Origin of the sequence: Citrobacter sp. RHB20-C16 (assembly GCF_013890155.1) — a bacterium.
In the GTDB taxonomy this organism is placed as follows: Bacteria; Pseudomonadota; Gammaproteobacteria; order Enterobacterales; family Enterobacteriaceae; genus Citrobacter_A; species Citrobacter_A amalonaticus.
Genome location: NZ_CP057630.1, coordinates 586,170 through 604,691, shown reverse-complemented (window position 1 = coordinate 604,691; position 18,522 = coordinate 586,170). Strand labels below are relative to the sequence as shown.

Below are 18,522 nucleotides of genomic sequence, written 5' to 3'. Positions count from 1 at the left end.
CGTATAAAAAATATCACTGGATACAGTATGGTACCCTTAACATTCTCTCGTTTAAAAGCCGCGCGCTGTCTGCCCATCGTTCTGGCAGCCCTGATTTTCGTCGGCTGTGGCACCCAGGCGCCCGATCAGAGCACTGCCCATATGCAGGGCGCAGCGCAAGCTGATTCCGGCTTTTATCTGCAACAGATGCAGCAAAGCGCAAATGATAGCAAGACCAACTGGCAATTACTCGCCATTCGTGCACTGCTGAAAGAAGGCAAAAGCCAGCAGGCTATCGAACTGTTTAATCAGTTGCCGCAGGATCTGAATGATTCCCAGCGCCGGGAACAGTCGCTGTTAGCCGTTGAAATCAAACTGGCACAGAAAGATTTTACCGGCGCGCAGTCGCTGCTGGAAAAGCTCACCCCGTCTGATTTTGAGCAAACTCAACAGGCTCGTTACTGGCAGGCGCAGATTGACGCCAGCCAGGGCCGTCCGTCACTCTCACTGCTGCGCGCCCTGATTGCTCAGGAACCGCTGCTTAGCGAGAAGGATAAGCAGAAAAACATCGACGCCACCTGGCAGGCGCTGTCGTCAATGACGCCGGAGCAGGCCCAGGCTCTGGTGATCAATGCCGATGAAAACGTATTGCAGGGCTGGCTGGATCTGCAACGCGTCTGGTTTGATAACCGCAGCGATCCGGACATGATGAAAGCAGGTATTGCCGACTGGCAAAAACGCTATCCGCAGAATCCAGGCGCAAAAATGCTGCCAACCCAACTGGTTAACGTACAGAGCTTTAAGCCCGCGTCCACCAGCAAAATCGCCCTGTTGCTGCCGCTAAATGGTCAGGCTGCGGTGTTTGGTCGCACCATTCAACAAGGCTTTGAAGCCGCCAAAAATCTCGGTACGCAACCGGTCGATACGCAGCCCACCGCGCAACCGACTCCGGTTGCGGCCACAACGCCAGCAGACCCGCAGCCGCAGCTGACAGATGGCGTCGCCAGCCCTTCTCAGGCGTCAGTGAGTGATTTGACCGACGAACAGCAGGCCGATCAACCTGCTCCGGTCAGCGCGCCGCAGGCTACGCCAGCGCAGCCAGCCACCGCAAGCGCGGCGGCAAATCCTTCCGCAGAACTGAAAATTTATGATACCAGCGCCCAACCGCTCGATCAGATCCTGGCGCAGGTTCAGCAGGATGGCGCGAGCATCGTGGTCGGTCCGCTGCTGAAAAACAATGTCGACGAACTGGTCAAAAGCAACACCCCGCTGAACGTACTGGCGCTTAACCAGCCGGAATCGGTACAGAGTCGGGCAAACATCTGTTACTTCGCTCTCTCACCGGAAGATGAAGCGCGTGATGCCGCGCGCCATATTCATGAACAGGGTAAACAGTCACCGCTGCTACTGATCCCGCGTAGCGCGCTTGGCGATCGTGTTGCTAACGCCTTTGCCCAGGAGTGGCAAAATCTGGGAGGCGGTACGGTGCTGCAGCAGAAATTTGGCTCAACGGCGGAGCTGCGTATGGGCGTTAACGGCGGTTCCGGCATTGCCTTAACCGGTAGCCCGGTTGCCGCGAGCACGCCGTCTCAACCTGGCGTCACTATTGGCAATTTAACCATCCCGGCCCCACCAACGGATGCGCAAATCAGCGGTAACGGAGGTCGCGTGGACGCCGTCTATATTCTGGCAACCCCGAATGAGATAGCCTTCATCAAGCCGATGATCGCCATGCGCAACGGTAGCCAGAGCGGTGCAACGCTGTACGCCAGCTCACGCAGCGCGCAAGGGAATGCCGGCCCAGACTTCCGTCTGGAAATGGATGGCCTGCAGTACAGCGAGATCCCAATGCTGGCAGGCGCGAACCCGTCGCTGATGCAGCAGGCACTCGGTGCCGTGCATAACGACTATTCGCTGGCGCGCATGTATGCAATGGGCGTCGATGCCTGGTCGCTGGCCAACCATTTCTCCCAGATGCGTCAGGTGCAGGGCTTTGAAATTAACGGGAATACCGGCGCGCTGACCGCCAGTCAGGACTGTGTGATTAACAGGAAGTTATCATGGCTCCAGTACCAGCAAGGGCAGATAGTCCCCGCCAGTTAACGAGCAAGCAGACTGGTGACGCGTGGGAAACCACCGCGCGTCGCTGGCTTGAGCGCAAGGGACTGCATTTCATCGCCGCCAACGTGCGTGAACGCGGCGGCGAAATTGATCTGATTATGCGTGATGGCAAGACAACCGTCTTTATTGAGGTCCGCTACCGACGCTCTGCGGCATTCGGTGGCGCCGCTGCCAGTGTGACGCACAGCAAGCAACGCAAAGTATTACAGGCCGCCCGTTTGTGGCTCGCGCGCCACAATGGGAGTTTTGATACTGTGGATTGCCGGTTCGATGTGTTAGCCTTCACCGGAAATGACGTTGAGTGGTTGAGAAATGCCTTTACCGACTGCTCATAATTGAAGATTCAGAGCAGACCCATTGGGCATATATTGTTGCAGCCAGTTTGGACACGGACAGCGCGGAACCACCGGCGCGTACATGTCGTACGTGAAGAGTGGGAGCACCGCCCAGGTCCAAATGGCAAATAAAATAGCCTGATGGATTAGCTCTTAAGGATTAGCGTGTTAGACAGAATCAAAGTCTGCTTTACCGAAAGCATTCAAACGCAAATTGCCGCGGCAGAAGCCCTCCCGGATGCTATCTCTCGTGCCGCCATGACGCTGGTTCATTCACTGCTCAATGGCAACAAAATTCTCTGTTGTGGTAATGGGACATCCGCTGCCAACGCACAGCATTTTGCTGCCAGCATGATCAACCGTTTTGAAACAGAACGTCCTAGTTTACCTGCGATTGCACTAAATACGGATAATGTGGTCTTAACAGCGATTGCCAACGACCGCCTGCATGACGAAGTGTATGCAAAACAGGTTCGGGCGTTGGGTCATGCGGGTGATGTCTTACTGGCCATCTCGACGCGCGGTAACAGCCGCGATATCGTGAAGGCCGTGGAAGCAGCGGTCACGCGAGACATGACGATTGTGGCATTGACCGGATATGACGGGGGTGAACTGGCTGGACTGTTAGGGCCACAGGATGTTGAGATCCGCATCCCTTCGCATCACAGCGCACGCATTCAGGAAATGCATATGCTGACGGTAAACTGCCTGTGCGATCTGATCGATAACACGCTTTTCCCCCACCAGGATGATTAAGGAGTACACATGAAGGCTTTATCGCCAATCGCAGTCCTTATTTCTGCTCTGCTGTTGCAAGGCTGTGTGGCCGCCGCTGTTGTCGGAACCGCCGCCGTTGGTACCAAAGCAGCAACAGATCCACGTAGCGTAGGCACTCAGGTGGACGATGGAACCCTGGAACTGCGCGTCAACAGTGCGCTGTCGAAAGATGCACAGATCAAGAAAGAAACGCGAATTAACGTGACGGCTTATCAAGGTAAAGTGTTGCTGGTCGGCCAGTCGCCGAATAGCGAGCTCTCCTCACGCGCCAAACAGATTGCAATGGGCGTCGATGGTACCACCGAAGTCTATAACGAGATCCGTCAGGGTGAGCCGATTGGTATGGGCACCGCCTCAAACGACACCTGGATCACCACCAAAGTACGCTCTCAGTTATTGACCAGCGACCAGGTTAAATCTTCCAACGTGAAGGTGACAACCGAAAACGGTGAAGTGTTCCTGTTAGGCCTGGTGACCGAACGTGAAGCCAAAGCCGCGGCGGATATCGCCAGCCGGGTCAGCGGCGTGAAGCGCGTCACCACGGCGTTTACGTTTATCAAGTAAGTCGTTGTGTGCCGGATGACGGCGTAAGCGCCTTATCCGGCCTACAGAATGTACGACCGTAGGCCGGGCAAGCGAAGCGCCCCCGGCATTGCTGTTTTATATCAACGCAATACTTCCCACCATCACACCCGAAATCGCCACCAGCGCACCGGTCATCCACAGCGCTTTTGCCGGAAACGCTTTACGTAGCATAATCAGCGACGGCAGGCTGACGGCGGGTAATGTCATCAGCAGTGCCAGCGCAGGCGCAGTTCCCATTCCTGCCAGCATCATGGTCTGCACAATCGGGATTTCTGCGGCAGTTGGGATCACAAACAGACAACCGGCTACCGCCAGCGCAATCACCCACAGCAGGCTGTTATCAATAGCGCCATCGGCATGAGGGAACAGCCAGACGCGCGCCGCACCCAGTACCAATACTGCCAGAATATAGACCGGGATGGTGCTCCAGAACAGCATCCATAGCGCTTTACCCCAGCGAACAAAGAACCCGCCCTGCTCGTCCGGCTGCGTGATTTCCACCGGCAATTCAGTCTGCGGAGGCTCTTTCACCCATTTTTGTACCAGCGTCGCCACTACCAGCACCATCGCCAGTCCAGCGACCAGACGGATCGCCGCGAAATGCCAGCCAAGGACAAAGCCCATAAACACCAGCGTCGCCGGGTTTAACAGTGGATTCCCCATCCAGAATGCCAGCGCACCGCCCATCGAAACCTGCTGGCGACGCATCCCCGCCGCCACCGGTGCAGCACAACAGGTACACATCATGCCGGGCAGAGAGAAAAGCGTACCGAACAGCGTGCCGCGAAAACGTGCCTGTCCAAGCGTGCGTAACAGCCAGTCACGCGGGATCAGAACCTGAATCAGCGAGCCGAGGATCACCCCCAATACCGCTGCCTTCCAGACCGCAATGAAATAGACCATCGCATAGTCCCAGGCTGCCTGCCAGGGGTTCGCATCGGCCTGCGCCAGAATAGATTTTCCGATACTGTGTGTTTCTGCGGCGGTGAAGGCTTTACCGTAGTAAGGTTGCCATTTCACATACCAGAGACCAACAATGACGACGAGAAAGAAAAGAGCGGGTTTCCACCATTGAAACGGTGTTGCCGCCTGAGACGAAGACTGACCAGCCATAGCATTCCCCAGGGAGTGTTAGATAATTTTGCCGGTGAATACTACGCCTTTGGGAAATGTTTGGAAATGCTATATTGACGCCGCCTTTTCCCGCAGTTGAGACGATGTCAGGATTGTTACCCCGTCATGTTCAGGCGCAAGCGCTTCCGCCAGCATCGCGCGCGCCACGTCCCGCGCCTCAATCGATTTCCAGTTGCCCGGCAGCAACCGGAACAACGGTGCAAACAGGGTTTCGTTCATCCGCTGCTTTGACCGATCGCCGAGCAGCATCGACGGACGCGCAATCGTCAGCGTTGGCCAATCTTGCGCAATCAGCGCCTCCTCCATTTCCCCTTTTACGCGGTTATAGAAAAACGGCGAATGGGCATTGGCCCCCATCGAACTCACCACCAGCATATGCTGCGCCCCCAGGCGGAGACCGGTCAACGCGGTGTCGACCACCAGCGTATAGTCGGCATGGATAAACGCCTCTTTACTGCCCGCTTCACGGCGGGTCGTGCCCAGGCAGCAAAAAACAATATCGACAGGATCGGTGACCTGCGCCAGCGCATCGGTCAGTTGCGGATCGTGGGGATTATAGACGCCAGGCATATCCGCCAGCGGACGTCGCGTTGGCGCGGCAATGGAATGGATCTTCGGTTCATTAAGCAACATCCGCAGTAAATGTCCGCCAACCAACCCGGTCGCCCCGGTAATCAGTACCTGACTCATCCTCGCTCCTTTCCAGAATTGTCCGCCTTGCACCCTCAGCCCTATCGACCAGGCTTAGTAGTTCACAAGGTAATTATCCATCATCAGGGAAAAATTGCCTTATCCAATGCAGATCCAGCGGAGGAAGCATGAGTAAGAAGATTGCCGTTTTAATCACTGACGAGTTTGAGGACTCAGAATTCACCTCACCCGCAGCAGAGTTTCGTCAGGCCGGGCATGAGGTTATTACGATTGAAAAACAGGCAGGTAAAACCGTAAAAGGGAAAAAAGGCGAAGCCAGCGTCACGATTGATAAAGCGATTGATGAAGTGCGTCCGGCCGATTTCGATGCGTTGCTGTTACCTGGCGGCCATTCTCCGGATTACCTTCGCGGCGATGACCGTTTCGTCACCTTTACGCGCGATTTCGTGAATACGGGTAAACCGGTCTTCGCCATCTGCCACGGACCCCAGTTGCTGATCAGTGCCGATGTGATTCGCGGGCGTAAACTGACCGCCGTTAAACCGATCATTATCGACGTGAAAAACGCCGGTGCAGAATTTTACGATCAGGAAGTGGTGGTGGATAAAGACCAACTGGTGACCAGTCGTACCCCTGACGATCTGCCGGCGTTCAATCGTGAAGCCTTACGCATTCTCGGTGCCTGACTGACGTAACCACACTAATTTTTTGCCAAAACCCAGGGTGTTGTCGGTGAACTTGAGTTCATCAAGGCGGATTTCCCATACCGGCGCGGACAGCATTCTGGCAACCGGGAAGCGGCGAAGATAGGCCTGTCGCGCCGCGTCGCTTTCCTCTCCAACCAGCTGGCGAATCTCCCCTTTAAACTGCACGCCGCGAATCAATGCGACCGTTTTCGGTTGCCCATTTACCGTTCCGGCAACGGGTGCACGCGGTCCGGACATCTGCGCATGACGCGTTTTCTCTTCCGTCAGCACATAAAAAACGACCTTTTTGGCGTCGAAAAGGTAAAACGCATTTGCACACCACAGTTCACCTTCGCGATGCACACACCAGGTCACAACGTGTTGTTTCGCCAGCCAACGACTGATCGCAGTAAGTGTTTCCATCTTGGTTCTCTTTTATACTGGATGCCAGAAACGTAACACGCCGAAGGCCACGATGACACCCTGGTATCTCTATCTGATTCGCACCGCCGACAACGCCCTGTACACCGGGATCACCACCGATGTAGCGCGCCGCTATCAACAACATCAACAAGGAAAAGGGGCAAAAGCGCTGCGGGGAAAAGGAGAACTGACGCTGGCGTTTTCCGCGCCGGTTGGCGATCGCTCACTGGCGCTGCGCGCAGAATACCGGGTCAAAAAACTCACTAAGCGGCAGAAAGAACGGCTCGTCGCAGAAGGCGAAGGGTTTGCAGCATTACTGCATGATCTGCAAACCCCGACGCTTAAAAACGATTAAAGTGATCGTGATACTCGACCAGTCCCGTGACGCCGCTTAATGCATCATCCGCTAAGCGATGCACCTGGAACGCACTTTCCGTGCCTGGCCAGCGGCAATGCAGATCGTGGTGGGCGGCCAGTTCGAAACCAAAACGGCTGTACAGTGCCGGATCGCCCAGGGTGACCACGGCGGCATAGCCAAATTCATTGAGTGAATCCAGTCCTTCATAAACCAGTTGGCGGGCCAGACCTTGTCCACGATAGTTTTCGTCTACCGCCAGCGGTGCCATACCAACCCACTGCAGATCTTCGCCCTGCACGTCGACGGGGCTGAATGCCACATAACCCACCACCTGACCTTCATCGTCGGTGGCGACCAGACCGAGCGTCAGAAAACCATCTTCACGTAGGTCGTGAACCAGTTTCGCTTCCGCATCGCTTTCGAATGAACGACGCAGCAGGGCATCAATGCCGGGGGCGTCAATGGGAATTTCTACTCGAATCAGCATGGTTCACCTACCGATGTTTGTTTGGTTTCTGGCGAGTATTTCATGCCCGCCTCAACAAAATCCGCCAGTTGCAGCAGCATAACGCGCAACGCTTTGGGCATCTGCTCCAGGTCAATGGCATCCATCAGGTTTTTCACATACAACCCTAACTCCGTATCCCCTTCGATCACCAGACGGCGCTGGAAGAAGAGCGTATCCGGATCCTGCTTACGTGCGGCGATCATCAACAGATCGCTGGCATCAGCGCTAAAACTCACGTCGGCTTGCGCATCCTCGCAGACGATCAGTTTGTCATTCTCGACCGAGGTATACCACTTCAGGCCGATATCGCGAACCGTAATGCTTAACCAACGGCCTTCCAGGAATTCCAGTTCACCGTCTGCCAGGGCCTGGCGAAACTGCCAGCTCAGGACCTGTTGCAGAACCTGGCGTTGCAGTGCAAAGGGCGTCAGTTTAACTGGCACACTCATCAGAGACGGACCGAAATGTACTAAGCGTGAACGCAGCTTATCTAACACGAGCTTTACTCCCTGTTTCAATTATCCTGCTATTTTGCCATATCAGATAAACGACATAGCGGCGTAAATCAACAATTGCGTACGAAATCTCTACCTCTTTATTACTGATATCAATACGACTTTAACTGCCTTAAATCAAAAATTGTCGCAGCAAGGTTAACTAAAATCCTTGTTCGTTAACAATTATGCGTCCCAGGCGGCGCAATCTTCAGGATAAATTATGGAGCTGCTCTGCCCTGCCGGAAATCTCCCGGCGCTTAAGGCGGCCATCGAAAACGGCGCTGATGCTGTTTATATCGGGCTTAAAGATGATACCAACGCCCGCCACTTCGCCGGCCTTAACTTTACCGAGAAGAAATTGCAGGAAGCGGTGAGTTTTGTCCATCAACACCGCCGCAAATTGCACATCGCCATTAACACCTTTGCGCATCCAGATGGTTATGCCCGCTGGCAGCGCGCGGTGGATATGGCCGCGCAACTGGGTGCGGATGCGCTGATCCTTGCCGATCTCGCGATGCTTGAGTATGCCGCAGTTCGTTATCCGCATATTGAGCGCCATGTCTCTGTTCAGGCTTCGGCAACAAATGAAGAAGCGATCAACTTTTATCATCGCAATTTTGACGTTGCCCGCGTCGTCCTGCCACGCGTGCTCTCGATTCATCAGGTGAAACAGCTTGCCCGCGTGACGCCGGTGCCGCTGGAAGTTTTTGCTTTCGGCAGTCTATGCATTATGGCGGAAGGTCGCTGTTATCTCTCGTCCTGGTTAACCGGTGAATCTCCTAATACGGTAGGCGCCTGTTCCCCTGCCCGCTTTGTACGCTGGCAGCAGACGCCACAGGGGCTGGAATCTCGTCTGAATGAAGTGTTGATCGACCGCTATCAGGATGGGGAAAACGCCGGTTATCCGACGCTGTGTAAAGGGCGTTACCTGGTTGACGGTGAGCGTTACCACGCACTGGAAGAACCAACCAGCCTGAACACGCTGGAACTGCTGCCGGAACTACTGGCGGCGAATATTGCCTCGGTGAAAATTGAAGGTCGTCAGCGCAGCCCGGCCTATGTCAGCCAGGTCGCGAAAGTGTGGCGTCAGGCGATCGACCGCTGTGTGGCCGACCCGCAAAACTATACGCCGCAAGCAGCCTGGATGGAGACGCTCGGCGCGATGTCCGAAGGCACTCAGACGACGCTTGGCGCGTATCACCGTAAATGGCAGTGAGAAAAGCAATGAAATATTCCTTAGGGCCGGTGCTTTACTACTGGCCGAAAGAGACGCTGGAAGACTTTTATCAGCAGGCCGCTGCCAGCAGCGCGGATGTTATCTATCTCGGTGAAGCGGTGTGCAGCAAACGCCGCGCCACGAAAGTCGGCGACTGGCTGGATATGGCGAAGTCGCTCGCCGGTAGCGGTAAGCAGGTGGTACTTTCAACGCTGGCGCTGGTACAAGCCTCTTCTGAGCTGAATGAGCTGAAGCGTTATGTCGAAAACGGCGACTTTTTGCTGGAGGCCAGCGATCTTGGCGTGGTGAATATGTGCGCCGACCGCAAACTCCCGTTTGTCGCCGGACACGCGCTGAACTGCTACAACGCGGTCACGCTGCGCCTGCTGCTCAAACACGGAATGGTGCGCTGGTGCATGCCGGTAGAACTGTCCCGCGACTGGCTGGTGAACCTGCTCAATCAGTGTGATGAACTGGGGATTCGCCAGCAGTTTGAAGTGGAAGTCCTGAGCTACGGGCATCTGCCGCTGGCTTACTCCGCTCGCTGTTTTACCGCTCGTTCGGAAGACCGGCCGAAAGATGAATGCGAAACCTGCTGCATCAAGTACCCGAATGGCCGCGACGTGCTCTCCCAGGAGAATCAACAGGTGTTCGTCCTCAATGGCATTCAGACCATGAGCGGCTATATCTACAATCTGGGGAACGAACTGACGTCAATGCAGGGACTGGTGGATATTGTGCGTCTGTCACCGCTGGGAACCGAGACATTCGCGATGCTTGACGCCTTCCGCGCCAACGAAACGGGGCACGCGCCGTTGCCGCTTACCGCGCACAGCGATTGCAATGGCTACTGGAAACGGCTGGCGGGTCTCGAACTGCAGCCCTGATAAATAGCTCACTTTGTTAACAACATTAACTAATCTTTAATGCAGTATGAAAAGATTAACTGGTAACAAAGTGAGCCGTTATGACTGACAAAACCATTCCTTTCTCGGTGCTGGATCTGGCACCGATTCCTGACGGATCTTCAGCAAAAGAGGCGTTCTCGCACTCGCTGGATCTCGCCCGCCTCGCGGAAAAACGAGGCTACCACCGCTACTGGCTGGCGGAACACCACAACATGACCGGTATCGCCAGTGCAGCAACGTCGGTACTGATTGGCTATCTGGCCGCCAACACCCGGACTTTGCACCTCGGTTCCGGCGGCGTCATGCTTCCCAATCACTCACCGCTGGTCATTGCCGAGCAGTTCGGTACGTTGAATACGCTCTATCCGGGACGCATTGATCTCGGCCTGGGCCGCGCGCCGGGCAGCGACCAGCCGACAATGCGAGCCCTGCGTCGCCATATGGGCGGCGATATCGATAACTTCCCTCGCGACGTCGCTGAGCTGGTGGACTGGTTTGACGCACGCGATCCAAATCCGCAGGTGCGCCCGGTGCCTGGCTACGGCGAGAAGATCCCGGTCTGGCTGTTAGGTTCCAGCCTCTATAGCGCGCAGTTAGCCGCACAGCTTGGCCTGCCGTTCGCTTTTGCCTCCCACTTCGCACCGGATATGCTGTTCCAGGCGCTGCATCTGTACCGCACGCAGTTCCGGCCATCCGCGCGGCTGGAAAAACCGTATGCAATGGTGTGCATCAACATCATTGCCGCCGACAGTAACCGTGATGCAGAGTATCTTTTCACCTCGATGCAGCAGGCTTTCGTCAAGTTGCGGCGTGGCGAAACGGGCCAACTCCCGGCGCCGATTCAAAATATGGATCAGTTCTGGTCGCCGTCAGAACAGTATGGTGTGCAACAGGCGCTGAGCATGTCGCTGGTGGGTGATAAAACGAAAGTACGCCACGGACTGGAGTCTATTCTGCGTGAAACCCAGGCGGACGAGATCATGGTTAACGGGCAGATTTTTGACCATCAGGCGCGTCTGCACTCGTTTGATCTGGCGATGGATGTGAAAGAAGAGTTGGTGGGGTAGTTTTTGCCCGGTGGCGCTTCCACTTACCTGGCCTACGAGATCGCGTAGGCCGGATAAGGTGTAGCCGCCATCCGGCACAAAAGACTTACTGGTACACAGGCAATAAATTAAAGCTCGACAGGATATGTACCAGCGCGTTACCGACACCAAAAACCAGAATCAGGACAATCATCGGCTTACCACCCCAGACACGGAATTTCGGGCTACCAAAGCGCTGACGCGATTTACGTGCCAGCAACGCCGGTACAATCGCGGCCCAGATGGTCGCCGCCAGTCCTGCATAACCAATGGCATACAGGAAACCGTTCGGCCACAGCAACCCACCGGCGATTGGCGGCACAAAGGTAAGCAGCGCCGTTTTGAAGCGCCCCAGCGCCGAATCATCGAAACCAAACAGATCCGCCAGATAGTCAAACAGTCCCAGCGTCACGCCGAGGAATGAACTCGCCACCGCAAAGTTGGAGAACACCACCAGCAACAGGTCCAGACTGCGACTGTTCAGCACGCCGCTTAGCGCCTGAACCAACACATCAATATTGCCGCCCTTCTGCGCGATACCGATAAACTCTGGACGCGGAATGTTTCCCATCGTTCCCAGCAACCAGACGGAGTAGAGCACCAGCGCCAGCAGCGTACCGTAGACCAGGCACTTCACAATAGTGCGCGGATCTTTGCCGTAGTATTTCATCAGGCTCGGGACGTTACCGTGGTAACCAAAGGACGCCAGACAGAATGGCAGCGTCATCAACAGGTACGGCGTATAAGAGGCGTGACTTTCCGAGACGTTAAACAGCGTGGTCGGCGTGACGTGCCCGAGCAGACTGCCGAAGGTCAGGAAAAAAGTAATGACTTTCGCACCCAGCACGATCGCCGTCATGCGACTCACCGCTTTGGTGCTCAACCACACCACAAACGCCACCAACAGGGCAAAGCCAAACCCTGCCGCACGCGCAGGCACATTCAGCGACATTTCGCTGAAGGTATGGTGCAAAATCGAACCGCTCGCCGAAATATAGGCGTAGGTCAGGATATAGAGCACGAAGGCAATAGAAATACCGTTGACGACGTTCCAGCCTTTGCCCAGCAGATCTTTGGTGATGGTGTCGAAGCTTGAACCGATACGATAGTTGAGGTTGGCTTCGAGGATCATCAAACCGGAATGCAGCATGCAGAACCAGGTAAAGACCAGCGCCGCCATTGACCAGAAAAACCACGCCCCGGACATGACCACCGGCAGAGAGAACATCCCTGCGCCGATAATGGTGCCGCCGATGATCACCACGCCGCCGAGCAGCGAAGGTGATGTCTGGGTGGTGGTTAGTGTTGCCATTTAGCGATTTCTCCAGCGAATAATGTTGTGACGGCATTTTAATGCGTTGCACTGTACCAGTACAATAGTACAAATGAAATAAAAAAAGCCCCGATAGTTTTACCGGGGCTGTATCTATTACTTTACGTCAGTAAGCAAGATGTTTACGCGTCACGACGACGGCTGGAGCCTTCTTCACGACGTGGTGCACGGCTACCTTCGCGACGTTCGCCGCTGAAACGACGCCCATCACCACGACCACCTTCACGACGCTCACCGCCGAAACCGCGACCGCCTTCACGACGCTCGCCACCAAAGCTACGACCACCGCCACGGCGTTCAGTGTGCGGCTGTGCATCGCCCAGCAGCTGCATGTTCATCGGCTTGTTCAGGATGCGAGTGCGCGTAAAGTGCTGCAGGACTTCACCCGGCATACCTTTCGGCAGTTCGATGGTGGAGTGCGAAGCGAACAGCTTGATGTTACCAATGTAACGGCTGCTGATGTCGCCTTCGTTTGCAATCGCGCCAACGATATGACGAACTTCAACGCCATCATCACGGCCCACTTCAATGCGGTACAGCTGCATATCGCCAACGTCACGACGTTCACGACGCGGACGGTCTTCACGGTCGCCACGCGGGCCACGATCGTTACGGTCACGCGGACCACGATCGTCACGGTCGCGGAACTCACGCTTCGGACGCATCGGCGCATCTGGCGGCAGAATCAGCGGACGTTCGCCCTGCGCCATCTTAAGCAGAGCGGCAGCCAGAGTTTCGATATCCAGCTCTTCGTCTTCCGCCGTCGGCTGCAGTTTCGCCAGCAGCGCACGGTACTGATCCAGATCGCTGCTTTCCAGCTGCTGCTGTACTTTAGCCGCAAATTTTTCCAGACGACGTTTGCCCAACAGTTCAGCGTTCGGCAGTTCAACTTCCGGAATGGTCAGCTTCATCGTGCGTTCAATGTTACGCAGCAGACGACGCTCGCGGTTCTCAACGAACAGCAGCGCACGGCCTGCACGACCCGCACGACCGGTACGACCGATACGGTGAACGTAAGACTCGGAATCCATTGGGATATCGTAGTTTACGACCAGGCTGATACGCTCAACGTCCAGGCCACGGGCCGCAACGTCGGTTGCAATCAGGATATCCAGACGACCGTCTTTCAGACGTTCCAGGGTCTGCTCACGCAGCGCCTGGTTCATGTCGCCGTTCAGCGCGGCGCTGTTATAGCCGCTACGCTCCAGCGCTTCAGCCACTTCCAGAGTCGCGTTTTTGGTACGAACGAAGATAATCGCCGCATCAAAATCTTCCGCTTCCAGGAAACGCACCAGCGCTTCGTTTTTACGCATGCCCCAGACAGTCCAGTAACTCTGGCTGATGTCCGGACGGGTAGTGACGCTGGACTGAATGCGCACTTCCTGCGGCTCTTTCATGAAGCGGCGGGTAATGCGACGAATCGCTTCCGGCATGGTGGCAGAGAACAGAGCGGTCTGATGACCTTCCGGGATCTGCGCCATGATGGTTTCAACGTCTTCGATGAAGCCCATACGCAGCATTTCATCGGCTTCGTCCAGTACCAGACCGCTCAGACGAGACAGATCCAGGGTACCGCGTTTTAAGTGATCAAGCAGACGACCCGGCGTACCGACGACGATCTGCGGCCCTTGACGCAGGGCGCGTAACTGCACGTCATAACGCTGGCCGCCGTACAGGGCAACCACGTTCACGCCGCGCATGTGTTTAGAGAAATCCGTCATCGCTTCGGCTACCTGAACCGCCAGTTCGCGGGTCGGGGCCAGCACCAGAATCTGAGGTGCCTTCAGCTCAGGATCAAGATTGTTGAGCAGCGGTAAAGAGAACGCTGCCGTTTTGCCGCTACCGGTCTGGGCCATACCCAGAACATCGCGACCGCCCAGCAGATGCGGAATGCACTCTGCCTGGATTGGAGATGGTTTTTCGTAACCCAGATCGTTAAGGGCTTCAAGGATAGGAGCCTTCAGGCCCAGATCTGCAAAAGTGGTTTCGAATTCAGCCATGTAGTACGTGTGCCTCAAAATTAATGGCGGCCAGTCTACATAACTCATCATGAAATTGATCTGCAATTTTCATTGAAAAGTGTGAACCGGCTCAAAGTAGGTGTATTAACGAACAACAACGCCCTCACCCGCGAAGGTGATGGCAATCAAAAAGATTACGGGCTGATGTGTACGTCAGCTATTGCTGGTCCGATTCTGCCAGGTCATCTTGGTCCTGGCCCAGGAGCGATAATTCCAACAATGCATATCGGTGCTCAACAAAGTTATGAACGTTGTTAGCCACCGCCAGTTTGAACAATGCCGTAGCGTTGTCCAAATCCCCCAGACTTAGGTAGTACTTACCTAAATAGAAGTTGGTTTCACTGAGATGCTCAGCGAGCGAGGTGTTATCCGTTGCGTCCGCCTTGAGCCTATCCATCAGCGTTGCTTCGCTAATGTTGCCCAGGTAGAACTCGACAATGTTCCATCCCCATTGTTCTTTATCCGATTTCTCGAAGCGCTGTTTCAGCGCGACTTTTGCCTGCTTCTCATCGAGCTTCTGCTCGGCGAGATAAAGCCACAGGCTGCGGAAAGGATCATTGGGATCGTCTTGATAAAACGCCAGCAGATCATCTTGCGCTAACTTATCGCGACCGCCGTAATACAATGCGATACCGCGATTTAAGTGCGCGTAGTTGTAAGTTGGATCAAGCTCAAGTACAGAATCAAACGCTTCATAGGCAGCATCAAAATTGCCTGCCTGCGTTAAATAAATGCCTAAGTAATTGAATACTTCAGGCATATCAGGTCGGATTGCCAGCGCTTGTGAAAAATCATTTCGCGCTAATGCCCTCAGACCGAGACTATCATACAACACTCCGCGCTCATATAAAAGCTGTGCGCGTTCGTCATCGGTTAAAGCCCGACTGGCAAGAATTTGTTCCATGCGTGCCAGAATCACTTCCTGCTGCAAAGTCGGTTGCAATGGTACTGCGAGGACTTCACTCTTACGCCAGGTGGAGTTACTGCATCCAGCCAGCGTGAGTGCTGTTGCCACGAAACACCAGCGCAAAAAAGGCTTCATTTCCCACTCCCGAAGACAACGATTAATTGAACGTCCTGTTCCCCGGTTGCTAACAAGGCGTCCTGCCAGGTTAAAAGCCCTCCGCAACGGCGGAGGGCAAATGGCAACCTTACTCGCCCTGTTCGCTTACCGGAGCTTCCGGTGCGGCGGCAGGCTGAGATTGTTCAGTTGCTTCTTTAATGCTCAGACGTACACGGCCCTGGCGGTCAACTTCCAGAACTTTAACCGGTACTTCCTGGCCCATCTGCAGGTAATCGGTCACTTTCTCAACGCGCTTATCTGCGATCTGCGAGATGTGTACCAGACCTTCTTTACCGCCGCCGATGGCAACGAACGCACCAAAGTCGACGATACGGGTCACTTTACCGTTGTAGATACGGCCTACTTCGATTTCTGCGGTGATCTCTTCGATACGGCGAATTGCGTATTTCGCTTTTTCACCGTCGGTTGCTGCGATTTTCACGGTACCGTCATCTTCGATTTCGATGGTGGTGCCAGTCTCTTCGGTCAGCGCACGGATCACAGAACCGCCTTTACCGATCACATCTTTGATTTTGTCCGGGCTGATCTTAATGGTGTGGATACGCGGTGCAAACTGAGAAATGTCGCCGCGTGGCGCGTTAATCGCCTGTTCCATCACGCCCAGGATATGCAGACGCGCACCTTTAGCCTGGTTCAGAGCAACCTGCATGATCTCTTTGGTGATACCTTCAATTTTGATATCCATCTGCAGCGCAGAGATACCGTCGCGGGAGCCCGCAACTTTGAAGTCCATATCGCCCAGGTGATCTTCGTCGCCCAGGATGTCAGACAGAACAACGTAGTTGTCGCCTTCTTTCACCAGACCCATCGCGATACCCGCAACGGCCGCTTTGATCGGCACGCCTGCGTCCATCAGCGCCAGAGAGGCACCACACACGGAAGCCATGGAAGAAGAACCGTTGGATTCGGTGATTTCAGAAACCACACGCACGGTGTACGGGAATTTATCCAGATCCGGCATCACTGCCAGCACGCCGCGCTTCGCCAGACGACCGTGACCAATTTCACGACGCTTCGGAGAACCGACCATGCCGGTTTCGCCGACGCAGTACGGAGGGAAGTTGTAGTGGAACAGGAAGTTGTCAGTACGCTCGCCCATCAGTTCGTCGAGGCTCTGCGCATCACGGGTGGTACCCAGGGTTGCGGTAACCAGCGCCTGAGTTTCGCCACGGGTGAACAGTGCGGAACCGTGGGTACGTGGCAGTACGCCAGTACGCACGTCCAGACCACGGATCATGTCTTTTTCGCGGCCATCAATACGCGGTTCGCCGGCCAGTACACGGCTACGCACCACGTTTTTCTCGATTGCGTGCAGGATTTCACCCAGTTCGTTAGCGTCCAGGGACTCATCTTCTGCAACCAGCGTTGCGATGGTTTCAGACTTGATCACGTCAACCTGAGCATAACGCTCTTGTTTGTCGGTGATACGGTAAGCGTCGCTCAGGCGAGATTCTGCCAGGGCTGCAACGCGCGCGTTCAGCGCTTCGTTCACCGCTTCCGGCTGCCAGTCCCAACGTGGTTTACCGGCTTCTTTCACCAGTTCGTTGATTTCTTTGATAACCACCTGCTGCTGTTCGTGACCAAACACGACAGCACCCAGCATCTGGTCTTCGCTCAGCAGTTCTGCTTCGGATTCAACCATCAGTACGGCGGCTTCCGTACCGGCAACGACCAGATCCAGTTTGCTCTCTTTCAGCTCGTCCTGAGTCGGGTTCAGTACGTACTGGTCATTGATATAACCCACACGTGCCGCACCGATTGGGCCGTTGAACGGAATACCAGACAGAGACAGTGCAGCAGAGGCACCGATCATCGCGACGATATCCGGGTTAACCTGCGGGTTAACGGAAACGACGGTTGCGATAACCTGAACTTCGTTCACGAAACCTTCCGGGAACAGCGGACGAACCGGGCGGTCAATCAGACGCGCGATCAGGGTTTCGCCTTCGCTTGGACGGCCTTCACGACGGAAGAAGCTACCTGGGATGCGGCCAGCAGCGTAGGTACGCTCCTGATAGTTAACGGTCAGCGGGAAGAAGTCCTGGCCCGGCTTCGCTTTTTTCTGGCCGACAACGGTCACGAATACCGCCGTGTCATCCATGCTAACCATAACAGCGGCAGTGGCCTGACGGGCCATCATGCCGGTTTCCAGCGTAACGGTATGCTGACCGTACTGGAATTTACGAACGATCGGATTAAGCAAAATAATATCCTTTCCAATTTTTTGGCGACACAGACTGAATCGCCGTTAATACCCGATCTTCTGCGCATCCTCGCGACTAATGACAACCCTAACCCATACGAAATTGGGTAAAGCCTCTCATTAGCCGCGCGAACCTCTGCAACGGAAGATCATTCATAGCAACAATACAATAGTTTCCAGTGAATTGCTGCCATCTGCTTGAAAAAAGGGGCCATGAAGGCCCCCTTTTACGAAACTCGCAAGAATTAGCGACGCAGACCCAGACGCTCGATCAGCGCGGTGTAGCGTGCAACATCTTTACGTTTCAGGTAGTCGAGCAGTTTACGACGCTGAGAAACCATGCGCAGCAGACCACGACGGCTGTGGTGATCTTTTTTGTGCTCTGCAAAGTGGCCCTGCAGGTGGTTAATCTGTGCAGTCAACAGTGCAACCTGAACATCGGTAGAACCGGTGTCGTTTGCATCACGACCAAACTCAGAAACGATTTTAGCTGTAGCTTCAGTACTTAGAGACATTTTAAAACTCCAAAGTATTAAGTATGAAAGGACGCCGATCTCTAATTCAGCGTTCCCAGTGTACGCCAGGTGAACTGTTAAAAAATTCACGCGACGTTAAGCG

At 54.9% G+C, this 18,522-nt stretch carries 20 protein-coding genes; 9 read left to right on the top strand and 11 right to left on the bottom strand.

The window, feature by feature from the left end; translation table 11 throughout:
- The first annotated feature begins 27 nt into the window (after nucleotides 1–27).
- The 4 genes from HVX64_RS02940 (at nucleotide 28) to dolP (ending at nucleotide 3,776) form a co-directional block, all read left to right on the top strand.
- Nucleotides 28–2,082 carry a penicillin-binding protein activator gene (locus HVX64_RS02940; protein ID WP_044255894.1) on the top strand — a complete coding sequence of 685 codons (2,055 nt, stop codon included), beginning with the start codon at nucleotides 28–30 and terminating at the stop codon, nucleotides 2,080–2,082.
- On the top strand, nucleotides 2,040–2,435 hold the full coding sequence (locus HVX64_RS02935) for a YraN family protein (protein WP_181825228.1): 396 nt from the start codon (nucleotides 2,040–2,042) through the stop codon (nucleotides 2,433–2,435). The genes HVX64_RS02940 and HVX64_RS02935 overlap by 43 nt, the downstream gene beginning before the upstream one ends.
- Nucleotides 2,436–2,600: 165 nt before the next feature.
- Nucleotides 2,601–3,191, top strand: a complete 591-nt coding sequence (gene diaA, locus HVX64_RS02930) for a DnaA initiator-associating protein DiaA (RefSeq protein ID WP_023246631.1) — start codon at nucleotides 2,601–2,603, stop codon at nucleotides 3,189–3,191.
- Nucleotides 3,192–3,200: 9 nt separating this feature from the next.
- On the top strand, nucleotides 3,201–3,776 hold the full coding sequence (gene dolP, locus HVX64_RS02925) for a division/outer membrane stress-associated lipid-binding lipoprotein (protein ID WP_042998268.1): 576 nt from the start codon (nucleotides 3,201–3,203) through the stop codon (nucleotides 3,774–3,776).
- A 96-nt stretch (nucleotides 3,777–3,872) separates the two neighbouring features.
- Here the strand turns inward: dolP and HVX64_RS02920 are convergent, their stop codons facing one another.
- The gene (locus HVX64_RS02920) at nucleotides 3,873–4,910 is read right to left on the bottom strand and encodes a permease (RefSeq protein ID WP_044255902.1); all 1,038 of its coding nucleotides are present in this window, start codon (nucleotides 4,908–4,910) and stop codon (nucleotides 3,873–3,875) included.
- 69 nt (nucleotides 4,911–4,979) lie between these two features.
- Nucleotides 4,980–5,621, bottom strand: coding sequence for an NAD(P)H-binding protein (locus HVX64_RS02915; RefSeq protein WP_044255906.1), 642 nt, complete (start codon nucleotides 5,619–5,621; stop codon nucleotides 4,980–4,982).
- Between the two features lie 128 nt (nucleotides 5,622–5,749).
- Here HVX64_RS02915 and yhbO point away from each other — a divergent pair, with 128 nt between their 5' ends.
- Nucleotides 5,750–6,268 carry a protein/nucleic acid deglycase gene (gene yhbO, locus HVX64_RS02910; RefSeq protein WP_042325142.1) on the top strand — a complete coding sequence of 173 codons (519 nt, stop codon included), beginning with the start codon at nucleotides 5,750–5,752 and terminating at the stop codon, nucleotides 6,266–6,268.
- Here the strand turns inward: yhbO and HVX64_RS02905 are convergent.
- The gene (locus HVX64_RS02905; protein ID WP_044255909.1) at nucleotides 6,248–6,691 is read right to left on the bottom strand and encodes a YhbP family protein; all 444 of its coding nucleotides are present in this window, start codon (nucleotides 6,689–6,691) and stop codon (nucleotides 6,248–6,250) included. The genes yhbO and HVX64_RS02905 overlap by 21 nt on opposite strands.
- A 52-nt stretch (nucleotides 6,692–6,743) precedes the next feature.
- Between HVX64_RS02905 and HVX64_RS02900 the strand changes: the two genes are divergently transcribed.
- A complete protein-coding gene (locus HVX64_RS02900) occupies nucleotides 6,744–7,046 on the top strand; it encodes a GIY-YIG nuclease family protein (protein ID WP_044255912.1) in 303 nt (100 codons plus the stop codon).
- Here HVX64_RS02900 and HVX64_RS02895 read toward each other — a convergent pair.
- On the bottom strand, nucleotides 7,033–7,536 hold the full coding sequence (locus HVX64_RS02895) for an N-acetyltransferase (RefSeq protein ID WP_042998273.1): 504 nt from the start codon (nucleotides 7,534–7,536) through the stop codon (nucleotides 7,033–7,035). The two genes, HVX64_RS02900 and HVX64_RS02895, sit on opposite strands and share 14 nt — an antisense overlap.
- Nucleotides 7,530–8,054: an SCP2 domain-containing protein gene (locus HVX64_RS02890; protein ID WP_042998274.1), complete on the bottom strand. Its 525-nt coding sequence runs from the start codon at nucleotides 8,052–8,054 to the stop codon at nucleotides 7,530–7,532. Before HVX64_RS02890 ends, HVX64_RS02895 begins: the two co-directional genes overlap by 7 nt.
- A gap of 220 nt (nucleotides 8,055–8,274) precedes the next feature.
- Here HVX64_RS02890 and HVX64_RS02885 point away from each other — a divergent pair, with 220 nt between their 5' ends.
- From HVX64_RS02885 to HVX64_RS02875, 3 genes are all read left to right on the top strand, one after another.
- Nucleotides 8,275–9,270, top strand: a complete 996-nt coding sequence (locus HVX64_RS02885) for a peptidase U32 family protein (RefSeq protein WP_042998275.1) — start codon at nucleotides 8,275–8,277, stop codon at nucleotides 9,268–9,270.
- Nucleotides 9,261–10,157: a U32 family peptidase gene (locus HVX64_RS02880; protein ID WP_054176899.1), complete on the top strand. Its 897-nt coding sequence runs from the start codon at nucleotides 9,261–9,263 to the stop codon at nucleotides 10,155–10,157. The genes HVX64_RS02885 and HVX64_RS02880 overlap by 10 nt, the downstream gene beginning before the upstream one ends.
- An 80-nt stretch (nucleotides 10,158–10,237) precedes the next feature.
- Nucleotides 10,238–11,245 (top strand): LLM class flavin-dependent oxidoreductase, encoded by a 1,008-nt coding sequence (locus HVX64_RS02875; protein ID WP_044255915.1) that lies wholly within the window; start codon nucleotides 10,238–10,240, stop codon nucleotides 11,243–11,245.
- A gap of 85 nt (nucleotides 11,246–11,330) precedes the next feature.
- Here HVX64_RS02875 and mtr read toward each other — a convergent pair whose 3' ends face one another.
- The 6 genes from mtr to rpsO all read right to left on the bottom strand — a co-directional run bounded on the left by mtr (nucleotide 11,331) and on the right by rpsO (nucleotide 18,419).
- Nucleotides 11,331–12,575, bottom strand: a complete 1,245-nt coding sequence (gene mtr / locus HVX64_RS02870) for a tryptophan permease (RefSeq protein ID WP_042998278.1) — start codon at nucleotides 12,573–12,575, stop codon at nucleotides 11,331–11,333.
- Between the two features lie 143 nt (nucleotides 12,576–12,718).
- Entirely contained in the window at nucleotides 12,719–14,596 is a 1,878-nt protein-coding gene (deaD, locus tag HVX64_RS02865; protein WP_042998279.1) for an ATP-dependent RNA helicase DeaD, read from the bottom strand.
- Nucleotides 14,589–14,669 (bottom strand): protein YrbN, encoded by an 81-nt coding sequence (gene yrbN / locus HVX64_RS02860; protein WP_010723222.1) that lies wholly within the window; start codon nucleotides 14,667–14,669, stop codon nucleotides 14,589–14,591. Before yrbN ends, deaD begins: the two co-directional genes overlap by 8 nt.
- Before the next feature lie 105 nt (nucleotides 14,670–14,774).
- Nucleotides 14,775–15,659: a lipoprotein NlpI gene (gene nlpI / locus HVX64_RS02855; protein WP_042998280.1), complete on the bottom strand. Its 885-nt coding sequence runs from the start codon at nucleotides 15,657–15,659 to the stop codon at nucleotides 14,775–14,777.
- Nucleotides 15,660–15,768: 109 nt separating this feature from the next.
- The gene (pnp, locus tag HVX64_RS02850; RefSeq protein ID WP_042998281.1) at nucleotides 15,769–17,904 is read right to left on the bottom strand and encodes a polyribonucleotide nucleotidyltransferase; all 2,136 of its coding nucleotides are present in this window, start codon (nucleotides 17,902–17,904) and stop codon (nucleotides 15,769–15,771) included.
- A 245-nt stretch (nucleotides 17,905–18,149) separates the two neighbouring features.
- On the bottom strand, nucleotides 18,150–18,419 hold the full coding sequence (rpsO, locus tag HVX64_RS02845) for a 30S ribosomal protein S15 (protein ID WP_000059465.1): 270 nt from the start codon (nucleotides 18,417–18,419) through the stop codon (nucleotides 18,150–18,152).
- Between the last annotated feature and the right edge of the window lie 103 nt (nucleotides 18,420–18,522).